Annotated in this window: 9 protein-coding genes; 6 read left to right on the forward strand and 3 right to left on the reverse strand. The window is 72.9% G+C overall.

What is annotated here, in order from left to right; genetic code table 11:
• Positions 1-130: 130 nt before the first annotated feature.
• Positions 131-745, reverse strand: a complete 615-nt coding sequence (locus H9641_RS19300) for a 1-acyl-sn-glycerol-3-phosphate acyltransferase (RefSeq protein ID WP_191806035.1) — start codon at positions 743-745, stop codon at positions 131-133.
• Between the two features lie 178 nt (positions 746-923).
• On the opposite strand from H9641_RS19300, the gene H9641_RS19305 reads away from it, so the two are divergent.
• The 4 genes from H9641_RS19305 to H9641_RS19320 all read left to right on the forward strand — a co-directional run bounded on the left by H9641_RS19305 (position 924) and on the right by H9641_RS19320 (position 3977).
• Positions 924-1400 carry a hypothetical protein gene (locus H9641_RS19305; RefSeq protein ID WP_191806036.1) on the forward strand — a complete coding sequence of 159 codons (477 nt, stop codon included), beginning with the start codon at positions 924-926 and terminating at the stop codon, positions 1398-1400.
• Positions 1401-1604: 204 nt separating this feature from the next.
• A complete protein-coding gene (locus tag H9641_RS19310; RefSeq protein WP_191806037.1) occupies positions 1605-1919 on the forward strand; it encodes a DUF4190 domain-containing protein in 315 nt (104 codons plus the stop codon).
• 94 nt (positions 1920-2013) lie between these two features.
• Positions 2014-3009, forward strand: a complete 996-nt coding sequence (locus H9641_RS19315) for a cyclase family protein (RefSeq protein WP_191806038.1) — start codon at positions 2014-2016, stop codon at positions 3007-3009.
• 92 nt (positions 3010-3101) lie between these two features.
• The gene (locus tag H9641_RS19320) at positions 3102-3977 is read left to right on the forward strand and encodes a hypothetical protein (RefSeq protein ID WP_191806039.1); all 876 of its coding nucleotides are present in this window, start codon (positions 3102-3104) and stop codon (positions 3975-3977) included.
• Positions 3978-4184: 207 nt separating this feature from the next.
• On the opposite strand, the gene H9641_RS19325 is transcribed toward H9641_RS19320, so the two are convergent.
• Positions 4185-5024, reverse strand: coding sequence for a DUF427 domain-containing protein (locus tag H9641_RS19325; RefSeq protein ID WP_191806040.1), 840 nt, complete (start codon positions 5022-5024; stop codon positions 4185-4187).
• 84 nt (positions 5025-5108) lie between these two features.
• A complete protein-coding gene (locus H9641_RS19330; protein ID WP_225220745.1) occupies positions 5109-5771 on the reverse strand; it encodes a GAP family protein in 663 nt (220 codons plus the stop codon).
• Positions 5772-5903: 132 nt separating this feature from the next.
• Between H9641_RS19330 and hrpA the strand changes: the two genes are divergently transcribed.
• Together hrpA and H9641_RS19340 are read left to right on the forward strand one after the other, a co-directional pair.
• Positions 5904-10757, forward strand: a complete 4854-nt coding sequence (gene hrpA / locus H9641_RS19335) for an ATP-dependent RNA helicase HrpA (RefSeq protein ID WP_191806042.1) — start codon at positions 5904-5906, stop codon at positions 10755-10757.
• Positions 10758-10977: 220 nt separating this feature from the next.
• Entirely contained in the window at positions 10978-11751 is a 774-nt protein-coding gene (locus tag H9641_RS19340; RefSeq protein ID WP_191806043.1) for an SDR family oxidoreductase, read from the forward strand.
• Positions 11752-11784 lie beyond the last annotated feature (33 nt).

Genomic DNA, 11784 nt, shown 5'->3' on the forward strand with positions numbered 1-11784 from the left:
GGCGCTCGCGGCTCGCGGCCTGCCGTCCCGCTGACCACCTTCCGCCGGGTGCGGAGCAGCGGTCGCCAGATCCGGCGGTCGACGCCGGCCGCGCCGCCCCCCGCGCCCCCCCCCCCACGACGCCGCCCCGTCAGACCGTCGGGTCGCCCTCCGGGGCGCTCGCCCCGCGGGCGGGCCGGTCCTCCTCGCGCAGGCGCGGCTCGGTGCGGCGCGACGGGTCGAACCCCGCCTTGTCGGCGTAGAACGCACGGACGCGGTCCATGTCGGCGCGGACGTCGCCCGTGAGGTCGAGCGTGGGACCCAGGCCCGCGGTCATGGTCGTGCGGTCGACGTAGCCCAGGGTCACGGGCATGCCCGTCTCGCGCGCGATCCGGTAGAAGCCCGACTTCCAGTACTCGCCCTTGCTGCGCGTGCCCTCGGGCGTGATGACGAGCGAGAAGACCTCGCCCGTGCGGACCCGCGAGACGATGTCGTCGACCACACGGCTCGGGTCCGTCCGGTCCACGGGGATGCCGCCGAGGGCCCGCGCGAACGGTCCCATGACGCCCTTGAACAGCGTGTGCTTGCCGAGCCAGCGGACCTTGACGCCGACGCTCGCCGAGATGGCGAGCATGAGCACGAAGTCCCAGTTCGAGGTGTGCGGGGCGCCGATGAGGATGCCGGGGCGGTCGGTCGGGGGCTGCTCGGTGCGCAGGGTCCACCGGCTCACCGCCCAGTAGGCGCGCGCCAGGGCGCGGCGGATCATCGGGCTGCCTCGAGGGCTACGGGGTGGGACACGGCAGCAACGCTACCCGCGCGCGCGGGCAGCGCCGGCGCCTGGCAGCGCCACGACGAACGGCCCTCCCTGTGCCGTGGGCGAAATCTCCACGAGCCCTCCATGTCCTCCCTGTCTTTTCCCAGGTTCACCGGGCAGACTTCTCGGCATGACGTCGCCGAAGACATCAGGACCTGCCGCCCGGCTCGCCGCCGCCAGCTTCCTCGCACTCGCGATGATGCTGCCGCTGAGCGCGACCGCATCGGCCGCCGAGGTATCCCGGCTCATCGAGGACACGCAGTGTCAGGTCGACTCGATCGGCGAGGACCTCGAGAAGGCCAGCACCCAGCTCTCCACGCTCCCCGCCGGCCTGCGCCTCGAGGTCGAGGACGCCGTCGCGAACGCCCAGGCCGCCACGGACGAGGCCAACGCCGCGCTCGCGCAGGCCGCGACCGACGAGTTCGGCGACGGACGCGCGGTCCTCGCCCTCACCGACGCCCAGGTCGCCCTCGACGCCGCCTCGGCCCAGGTCCGTTACGTCGCCGACAAGACCGTGGCGCAGGGCGCGGACGTCGGTTCGACGCTGCGCGACGTGCAGAACACGATCGACCACCTCCGGGGCGAGACGAGCCGCGCCGCGGCCTGACGCGGCGGCTCCGTCGAGCAGCGAGCCCGCCTCGGCTCTGCCGAGAGCAGAGTCGCAGAGCACTTTTCACCCCCATGGGGAGAATTACCCCTGTGCAGGCGCGCCGTTTTCCTCCACAATGAGCACCGCACTCCGTGGCACCCCTTGCCACGATCCCCACGCTCCCGACAAGGCTCGGGCGCGCGAGAGAAACGAGAAACCCCCGTGACCACTCCCTACGGCGCCCCGCAGGCCCCGCAGTCCGACCAGGCCCCGCAGTACTACGGCGCTCCCGTCGAGGACCCGGGCAAGACGCTCGGCATCGTCGGCTTCGTCCTGGCGTTCGTGTGCGCGATCGCGGGCATCATCGTCAGCGCCATCGCCAAGAAGAAGTCGCGCGAGGCAGGCTTCGACAACCAGCTCGCCAAGTGGGGACTCATCCTCAGCATCATCTTCACGGTGCTCGGAGTGATCGTCTCCGCTCTCTACGTCATCGGGATCGTCGCGCTCGCCGCGTCGGGCGAGCTCAGCTCGTACTGACCCTCCCGGTCACCCACGAGGCCGTCGTCCCCGTCCGGGGGCGGCGGCCTCGCTGCGTCTTCCCGTGGGCGGCCCGCGGTGCGAGACTCCGGTGATGACCGAGCAGCGCGCGCACTTCGACGCCCACGTGACCTTCGCCAACGGTGGCAGCCTCCGCACGGAGGGCTTCCGCCTCGACGTCCCGTCGGGCGACCTCCTGCCCGACGACGTCGCTCGCCTCCTGGTCCGCCACCTGGGCCTCGCGCTGGTCGGGTCGGTCGAGATCACGGGGCTGACGTTCGTCGAGGAACCACACGTGGGGAGCCGGGGGGTCGGTGGGGTCGTCGGTGACGCTGCGATCGGCGGAGTGGCCGACGAAGGGGCCGGACTCCGCGAAGGAGCGGGCCGCGCGACGCGGCTCGTCGACCTGAGCCACACCGTGCGCGAGGGCCTCGTGACCTACCCGGGCCTGCCCGCCCCGACGATCACACCGTTCCTGACCCGGGCGGACTCGGTCGCGAAGTACGCGCCCGGGACCCAGTTCGCGATGGACGTCCTGACCATGATCGGCAACACGGGCACCTACCTCGACAGCCCCTTCCACCGGTACGAGGGCGGGACCGACCTCTCCGGGCTCGAGCTGGAGACCCTCGTCGGGCTGCCTGCCGAGGTGTTCCGGCTGAGCGAGGTCGTCGACCCCGAGCGGGGTGGTCGTCGCGGGATCGGCGCCGAGGTCTTCTTCGACCGCGACCTGGCCGGGACCGCGGTGCTGCTCCAGACCGGCTGGGACCGGCACTTCGGCACACCGGCCTACGGGGAGCCCGCGCCCTTCCTCACCGAGGCCGGCGCGCAGCACCTCGTCGACGCCGGGGTGAGGCTCGTCGGGATCGACTCGTTGAACATCGACGACACCGACCCCGTGACGTCCGGCGGGGCGCGCCCCGCCCACTCGCTGCTCCTCGCGGCGGGGATCCACGTCGTCGAGCACCTGACGAACCTGGCTGCCGTGCCGCCGCGCGGCGCGCGGTTCACGGCCGTGCCGCCCAAGGTCGAGGGATTCGGGACGTTCCCGGTGCGGGCGTTCGCGGAGGTCGCCGAACCGACCCCGTAGCGGACGGCAGTCCGCACGCGGGTCTCGGCGCCGCGACCCGGCGACCGTGTGCCGGACGCCCTGCGCTGGCCCGATCGTCATAGGCTCGGCGCATGCCCGACGACCTGAGCCCCGCCCACGACGTCCTCCCCTTCGGCCGTGCCCCGCGCCCGGACAGCGGCTCCGCGCTCGCCGACCGCCTGCGCGAGGTCATGACCCGGAACCTCGGGCCGCACGCGTCGGGCCTGGACCGTGTCCGCATCGACGCGGCGACCGTCCCTGGCAGCCCGGACGTCCAGAGCCTCGACGTCGACGTGACGGGCCTCGTCGTCCGCGCGATGGGTGCCGCCGACGCCCCCGACCCCGCCGAGAACGTCGAGCACGTCGTCGGGCGCGAGCATGCCGTCGCCCGCACGATCCGAGCCCAGGGCCACCCCGTGACGATCGTCGGTGTCGCGGTCGACCTCGACGCCGAGATCCGCGACCTGCGCTTCACCTGGGTCGAGGGGGGCGACGGCTCGCTCGCGATCGAGGAGTCCGGTCAGAGCACCGAGCACCCCGTGAGCGGTCACCTGCGCGCAGCCGCGAGCCGTGACGCGCTCGTCACCACGGTCCGCGAGCTCGCGACCAAGGCCCTCGCCGACCAGGGCTTCACGCTCACGGCCCTCGACGTGGACCTCGCGTCCCGCGGGCCGCGCGCCGCGTCGATCGTGGCGTCCGCGAAGATCCGCAAGGGCTTCCTGTCCGCGAGCGCCCAGATCACCGCGACCGCCGAGATCGACCAGGCCATGGTCCTCACGCTGAGCAACATCGGTGCGACGAGCCGCAACCCCGTCGTCGCGGCGCTCCTGCTGGCCGTCCGCGGGAAGCTCGAGCAGGTCGACGGCAAGCGCATCGACCTCGCGTCGTCGCTGCCGCCGGGTGTCACGCTCTCGGACGTGCGTCTCGACGTCGGCGAGCAGCTCGTCCTGAGCGTCCGGGTCGGCTGAGCGTCGGTCGACGGGGCGACCAGTCTGGGCCGCGGCCCGCCGAGCATGCGGTTGCCGTTCGCCGAGCATGCGGTTGCCGTTCGATCTCCCGCCTGGACGAACGCCAACCGCATGCTCGGCACCGGTGAGGACAACACCGGCAGGGAAGCACCGGGACGGGAAGCACCGTGCGCCGAGGGACGGCCCGAAGCCGCCGGCCCGCTCCGGTCAACGTCTCCCGCGGGGGAAGAACAGGCTCTCGGGGCGCGGCATCTCCACGCCGTCGAGCGTGAGGTCGGTGCGCTCGCACCAGAACGCGACGTACCCGCGCACCCTCTCGCCGTCGGACAACGGGTTCTCGTAGCTCCAGCCGATGTCCGCATCGGCAGGGTCGCCCGACGCGAGCGACCAGTAGCGGGCGTGCCCCTTGTAGGCGCAGTCGCTCGTCGTCGTGCTCGGCGTCAGGGCGTCCCACTGCACGTCCTCGCGCGGGACGTACCAGCGCAGCGGCAGGTAGGTCTCGGTGAGCGCCATGGCACGGGAGGAGTCCGCGAGCAGCACCTCGCCGAGCGACACGACGACGTGGCGCGAGCTCGGCACGACGTCGACCCGCTTGAAGTGGTCGCGCGGGTGGGCGGCGAGGTGCTGGTCCTCGGCGAACCAGTCGAACGCCTGGAAGTCGACCATGACGTACCCGGCGAGCCCCTCGTCGTCGGGACGGAAGAACGGGGCCGCCCCGCCGGGGCCGCGGATCCCGTCCGGTCCACCGAACCACAGCTCGGTGCCCGCGCACGTGTGCCGCTCGAAGTGCAGCGGGTGCGGGATCAGGCCGTGCCGCACCTGCCCGTCCTGGTGCTCGCCCTTGACGAGGGGTGCGCGGAGGTCGGCCGCGGGGACCGCGTAGACGGGCAGCAGACGCCAGGGCTCCCAGACGAGCCGGGCTGCGGTCGAGCGGAGCACGACGTGCGTCGGGTCCTCCCGGTGCACCGCGCGGATCTCCTGGGCCACGGGGTACCAGCGCAGCTGATCGAGATCGAGCTGCCACCGGTCGACCCAGGACGTGGCCATGCCCCCAGGGTGCTCCCGGAGCGGGGTGGTCGCAAGGCCCGGAGCGACGGCGACCCCCGCTCTGCGACCGGCTCTCCCGAGGCCCTACAGCTCCCCGATCGCGTTCCCCAGGACCGTGGCCCCGATCACGAGCAGCAGCACGCCCATGACGAGCGACGTGTTCGCGGTCAGCCACTCCCGCAGGCGGTCGAGCCAGGGCACGACACGGGCGGGGGCCACGAGCGTCGCGACGAGGGGGACCACGACCGACAGCCCGCCCACCAGGACGAACGCCAGCACGACCACGACCTCCTGCACGACCCCGAGCGCCGCACCGCCCACCGAGACGCCCGCGGCGAGCACGAACGCGAGCTCCTTGGGGTTGGCGACCGTGACCAGCACACCGAGGACGAGACCACGCGCAGGTGACGCGTCCGCGATCGAGGCCAGCCAGCCGGGGAGGCTCGCCGCCTCTCCCTCGGGCTTCGGGCGCCACTGCGTGAGGCCGAGCGCCATGAGCGCGGCTCCCAGGACGATCCGCACCCAGGCCGGGAGCTCGCTCGACCCCAGGAGGTGCTCGACGACGTCCGACGCCGCGACGACGACACCGAGCAGGGCCGCGAGCGCGAGCAGCCGGCCGACGACGAAGGTCACGCCCGAGGCGCGCCCCCGGTCCGAGGTCAGGAGCAGCGCGAGGGCGATGATCGGCAGCGGGCTGAGCGCGACGGCCACTGCGAGGGGGAGTGCTGCGCCGACGACCTCGGCCATGGAGTTCACGTCGTCACCGTAGTGCCACGCCTTCCCACGGGCCGATGCGCCGGGCCGATCGTCCTCGCCACGGCACGTGCCCGACGGGCCCGGGGCAATTGAAGTTGCGACCACTTGAGAGAATGGTTGGTCGTGAGCACCGAACCGCACGGCCCCGCACGACCCGCCGTGGACAGCCCTGCGAGCGCCCCCACGGGCGAGGCGGGACGCGAGCCGCGCACGGGCGCGAGCCCACGCCGCCGACGCGGAGGACGCGGACGGGCGAAGCCCCAGGTCAGCGAGCAGAACGCCGCCCACGAGCAGGCCGAGCAGGCCGCCGGTCGTCAGGACTCGGCCCCCCGCAGCACGACCGACCGGGCCCGCGGCGAGAGGACTCCCGAAGGTGAGAAGAGAGGCCGGGGTGAGCGTCCGGCGTCGGGCACCTCGACGCGCGGCAACCAGCGCGGTGCCCGCCGCCAGCAGGTGAGCCCCGCCCAGCTCGCGCGGGCCGCCGAGCGGCGCGCCGCTGTCGTCGTGCCGCCCATCACCTATCCCGAGCAGCTGCCCGTCTCGGCGCGGCGCGAGGACATCGCACGAGCCATCGCGGAGAACCAGGTCGTGATCGTCGCGGGCGAGACGGGCTCGGGCAAGACGACGCAGCTCCCCAAGATCGCGCTCGAGCTCGGGCGGGGTCGGAAGGGCCAGATCGGGCACACGCAGCCCCGACGGATCGCGGCGCGCACGGTCGCGGAGCGTATCAACGAAGAGCTCAGGGGAGATCGGCCCCTCGTCCTCGGCGAGATCGTCGGCTACCAGGTCCGGTTCACCGACCAGTCGAGCGACCAGACGCTCGTCAAGGTCATGACCGACGGGATCCTGCTCGCGCAGATCCAGCGCGACCCGCAGCTCCTCGCGTACGACACGCTCATCATCGACGAGGCGCACGAGCGGTCGCTCAACATCGACTTCCTGCTCGGGTACCTGACGCGGCTCCTGCCGCAGCGCCCCGACCTCAAGGTCATCATCACGTCGGCGACGATCGACTCGCAGCGGTTCGCGCGGCACTTCGCGCCGGGTGGCCCGCTGCCGCCGCTCACGGCGGACGAGCTGGCGGCGGCCGAGTCGGCGGGCACGGACGAGGTGCCCGACGGCGCCGCTCACCTCCCCGAGACGGCTCCCGTCATCGAGGTCACGGGTCGCACGTACCCCGTGGAGATCCGGTACCGGCCGCTGAGCCCCGACGTCGACCCCGAGTCGGGCAAGGCCAAGCGCTCCCCCGCGAAGGGCGCCCAGGAGAAGGACCTCGTCACGGGCATCGTCGACGCGGTCGAAGAGCTCATGGCCGAGGGACCGGGCGACGTCCTGGTGTTCCTGTCCGGCGAGCGCGAGATCCACGACACGGCCGACGCCCTCGAGTCGCGCCTGGGCGAGCGCACGCGCGACGCCAAGCGCCCCGACTTCGTCGAGATCCTGCCGCTCTACGCGCGCCTGTCCTCGGCCGAGCAGCACCGCGTGTTCCAGGCGCACTCCTCGCGCCGCGTCGTGCTCGCGACCAACGTCGCCGAGACGTCGCTGACGGTTCCCGGCATCCACTACGTCGTCGACCCCGGCACGGCCCGCATCTCGCGCTACTCCAAGGCGACCAAGGTGCAACGCCTGCCGATCGAGCCCATCGCGCAGGCCAGCGCCAACCAGAGGTCGGGTCGCTCGGGGCGCGTCGCGGACGGTATCGCGATCCGCCTGTACTCCGAAGAGGACTTCCTCTCCCGTCCCGAGTTCACCGAGCCGGAGATCCTGCGCACGTCGCTCGCGTCGGTCCTGCTGCAGATGATCTCGGTGGGCGTCGTCTCCTCGCCCGACGACGTCGCGCGCTTCCCGTTCGTCGAGCCCCCGGACACCCGCTCGATCCGCGACGGCGTGCAGCTCCTGACCGAGCTCGGGGCGCTCGAGACCGTGGCGGAGCCCGCCGGCCGCGGTGGTGCCGCCGAGGACGCCCAGCCGGGCCGCGCCGTCACGCGCCTGACCGACGTCGGCCGCGTGCTCGCCCAGCTCCCCATGGACCCGCGGCTGGCCCGCATGATCTGGGAGGGCTCGCGCCGCGGCGTGGCGCGCGACGTCGCGATCATCGCGGCCGTGATGTCCATCCAGGACCCGCGCGAACGCCCCGCCGAGTTCCGCGCGCAGGCCGACCAGCTCCATGCCCGCTTCGCCGACCCCCGCTCCGACTTCCTCACCTACCTCAACCTGTGGGAGTACGTCCGCGAGCAGCAGCGCGAGCTGTCGTCGTCGGCGTTCCGGCGCCTGTGCAAGGCCGAGTACATCAACTTCCTGCGCGTGCGCGAGTGGCAGGACGTCGTCGCGCAGCTGCGCGAGATGAGCAAGCCGCTCGGCATCGACATGTCCTCCACACCCCGCACCCGGGGCGACGCGACCTCGGGGAGGGGAGCGCCGTCGTCGGGCACCACGATCGCCGAGGCGACCGACCAGCCCGTCGAGCACCGCCTGACCTGGGACGACGACACCATCCACCAGGCGCTCCTCGCCGGGCTCCTCTCCCAGATCGGCATGCAGGAGGCCACCGAGGTCAAGGCCTCGTCCGTCGCGCACCTGCGCGGCCCGCAGAAGGAGCTCGCCATGAAGCGGGCCAAGAAGCAGGCCCGCAACGAGTACCTCGGTGCGCGCGGCGCCCGGTTCGCGATCTTCCCCGGCTCGCCCCTGTCCAAGAAGCCGCCCGTGTGGGTCATGGCGGGCGAGCTCGTCGAGACCAGCCGCCTGTGGGGCCGCGACGTCGCCAAGATCCAGCCCGAGTGGGCCGAGGAGCTCGCCGGTCACCTCGTCAAGCGCACCTACTCCGAGCCCCACTGGTCCACCAAGCAGGGCGCCGCGCAGGCCAAGGAGAAGGTCCTCCTCTACGGCGTGCCCATCGTCGCCGACCGCACCGTGCTCTACGGCAAGGTCGACCCCGAGGCCGCGCGCGAGATGTTCATCCGCCACGCCCTCGTCCAGGGCGAGTGGACCACGCACCACCAGTTCTTCCACGAGAACCGCCGCCTGCTCGAGGAGGCCGAGGAGCTCGAGGCGCGCTCGCGCCAGCGCGGCCTCGTGGTCGACGACGACGTGCTCTTCGCGTTCTACGACGAGCGCATCCCCGAGGACGTCGTCTCCGCGCGCCACTTCGACACCTGGTGGAAGTCCGCCAAGCGCCGCGACCCCGACCTGCTCACGTTCACGCTCGAACAGCTCGTGCCCGACGCCGAGTCCGTCGACACCTCGCTCTTCCCCGAGACCTGGGTCCAGGGCGACCTCACGCTGCCCCTCACCTACCAGTTCCAGCCCGGCACGGACGCCGACGGCGTGACCGTGCACATCCCCATCAGCGTCCTGAACCGCGTCGTCCCCGACGGCTTCGACTGGATGGTCCCGGGCCTGCTCGACGAGCTCGCGACCGCGACCATCCGCTCGCTGCCCAAGCCCGTGCGCGTCCAGCTCGTCCCCGCCCCCGACGTCGCCCGCGACGTCGTCGGCTGGCTCCGCGAGAACACCCCCGCCTGGGAGGACATCACCCGCGCAGGCGACATGGCCGAGCCCTTCCACGTCGCCTTCACGCGCGCCGTCCGCGCCCTGCGTGACGTCGTCATCCCCGACGACGCCTGGGACGACACCCGCACCGAACGCCTCCCCGCCCACCTGCGCATGACCTTCCGCGTCATCGAGGAACGCCGCGGCGGCGAGGTCGTGCTCGACGAGTCCAAGGACCTCGTCTCGCTCCAACGACGCCTCGCGCCCCAGGCGCAGGCGGCGGTGCGGGCGGCGGTCAAGGGGGCGGTCGGCGCGGCGCTGCGTGAGGCTGCTGCCGGGGCGGAGGGCGAGGCGGGATCGGTGCTCGGTCTTCCCGGCTCTGCTCGTTCCTCGCAGACCCCTGCCAGACCCACCACGACCTTCGCCACCGATCCCGCCTCACCCTCCTCCGTCTCCGGGTCGCCTTCCGCGGGCCGCCCTGGAGGGGGCTCAGGAGGTGACGGTGCTTCGGACGCCGGGCCCGACGGCGGCGCTCCCTCCGTGGTCGTCGCCGAGGCGACCGGGCTCACCACGTGGCCCACGGGGCTTCCGGACGGCGTGCTGCCCGAGGTCGTGTCGACACCCGCCGGGGGTGGCATGGTCGTGCGCGGATACCCCGCGCTCGTCGAGGAGGTCGACGCCAAGGGCAAGCCCAGCGTCGCGCTCCGCGTTCTCGCCGACCGCTCGACCCAGGACCGCGAGCACGCACGCGGCGTCCGGCGCCTGCTGCTCGGCGAGACCGCGCTCCAGACCTCCCGGATCACGAGCCGCTGGACCGGGACGCAGTCGCTGACCATGGCCGCGAGCCCGTACCGGAACACCGAGGCGCTCGTCGCCGACCTGCAGCTCGCGGCCGTCATGGCGCTGACCTCCGGGGCCAAGGCCTCGCAGTACGGGCCCCTGCCTGATGCTGTACAGATCCGCAGCGCCGACTCGTACACGGCAGCGCGGGACCTCGTGAAGCGGCACCTCGAGAGCGAGGTGCACCAGATCGTCGGGCACGTCGTCGCGGCGCTCACCGCAGCACGGAACCTGGACGGCGAGATCCGGTCGGCCAACAGCCTCGCGCTGCTCAACACGCTCCAGGACGTGCGCGACCAGGTCGCCGGGCTCGTGGGCGTGGGCTTCGTGTCCCGCACCCCGGCCCACCGCCTGCCGCACCTGACCCGCTACCTGCGTGCGGCGTCGTACCGGATCGAGAAGGCCGCGACCAACCCGCACCGCGACGCCGAGCTCGCGTGGCGCGTGCACGACGTCGAGGAGGCGTACAGCAAGGCGCGCGCCGCCTACGCGGCCGGCCCCGCAGACCCCGCGCGCCTGGCCGAGCTCGACGAGGCGCGCTGGCTCATCGAGGAGTTCCGGGTGTCGCTGTTCGCGCAGCAGCTCGGGACCGACGGGCCGGTCAGCGAGAAGCGGATCAGGAAGGTCCTCGCGCCCGGCGGGTGGTAGCCCGACCGGTGCTGTCGCGACCCCCGGAGTGACGCGATCGTGGCGTCGGCACCGGTGCGCATGTGCTAACCGCCCGGCGCCCGGCCCCAGAGCCGTGGGACCTTGGTCACGATCTTCCGGACAGAGGTCATTTTCGACCGGACGGCCGGGATTCGGTGCCTACGCTGAGGAGGACGGCCAGGACTCAGGACTGGCCGCACGAGCTGCTCTGGAGGGCATCATGCGCACCGTCGTCGTCACCGGCACCGCCTCAGGAATCGGCAAGGCCCTGAAGGGCCTGCTGGAGGCGGACGGGCACAGGGTGATCGGGGTCGACCTGCGCGACGCCGACGTCCAGGTCGACCTCACGACCGACGCGGGCCGCACGGGTCTCGTCGAGCAGGTCACCGCGCTCAGCGGCGGCACGATCGACGCGATCGTCGCCAACGCGGGCCTGTCGACCGGCAGCCCGGTGACGCTCGCCGTCAACTACTTCGGCGCCCTCGCGACGCTCGAGGGACTCCGCCCCCTCCTGGCGGGATCGGACGCCCCCCGCGCCGCCGTGACGTGCTCCATGGCGAGCCTCCTGCCCGTCGACGACCAGCTCGTCGAGCTGACCCTCGCGGGCGACGAGGCCGCAGCGCTGGCCCGCGCCGCCGAGCTCACCGCGGCCGGGACGGGCGACATCATCTACGGCAGCAGCAAGGCCGCGGTCGCGCACTGGCTGCGCCGCTCCGCACCGAGCGCCGACTGGGCCGGTGCGGGCATCCCGCTCAACGCGATCGGCCCCGGGATCGTCCAGACCGGCATGACCGCCGAGATGCTCGCGACCGAGGAGTCGACCAAGGCCGTCGAGTCCCACGTGCCCATGCCGCTCGGCGGGATCATGGGCCCCGAGGTTCCCGCGAACCTGCTGCGCTTCCTCGTCTCCCCGGAGAACAGCCACATGTGCGGGCAGGTCGTCTTCGTGGACGGCGGCTCGGACGTGGTCATCCGGGGCGACAAGGTCTGGTGACCTGACCGGCTCACCTCGAGAAGGGGGGCCCCC

Origin of the sequence: Oerskovia merdavium (genome assembly GCF_014836755.1) — a bacterium.
GTDB lineage: Bacteria > Actinomycetota > Actinomycetes > Actinomycetales > Cellulomonadaceae > Oerskovia > Oerskovia merdavium.

What these genes read in the sequence shown, in the direction of transcription:
- H9641_RS19300 (WP_191806035.1), bottom strand. Translation starts at nt 745, where the DNA reads ATGATCCGCCGCGCCCTGGCGCGCGCCTACTGGGCGGTGAGCCGGTGG.
- H9641_RS19305 (WP_191806036.1), top strand. Translation starts at nt 924, where the DNA reads ATGACGTCGCCGAAGACATCAGGACCTGCCGCCCGGCTCGCCGCCGCC.
- H9641_RS19315 (WP_191806038.1), top strand. Translation starts at nt 2,014, where the DNA reads ATGACCGAGCAGCGCGCGCACTTCGACGCCCACGTGACCTTCGCCAAC.
- H9641_RS19320 (WP_191806039.1), top strand. Translation starts at nt 3,102, where the DNA reads ATGCCCGACGACCTGAGCCCCGCCCACGACGTCCTCCCCTTCGGCCGT.
- H9641_RS19325 (WP_191806040.1), bottom strand. Translation starts at nt 5,024, where the DNA reads ATGGCCACGTCCTGGGTCGACCGGTGGCAGCTCGATCTCGATCAGCTG.
- H9641_RS19330 (WP_225220745.1), bottom strand. Translation starts at nt 5,771, where the DNA reads ATGGCCGAGGTCGTCGGCGCAGCACTCCCCCTCGCAGTGGCCGTCGCG.
- H9641_RS19340 (WP_191806043.1), top strand. Translation starts at nt 10,978, where the DNA reads ATGCGCACCGTCGTCGTCACCGGCACCGCCTCAGGAATCGGCAAGGCC.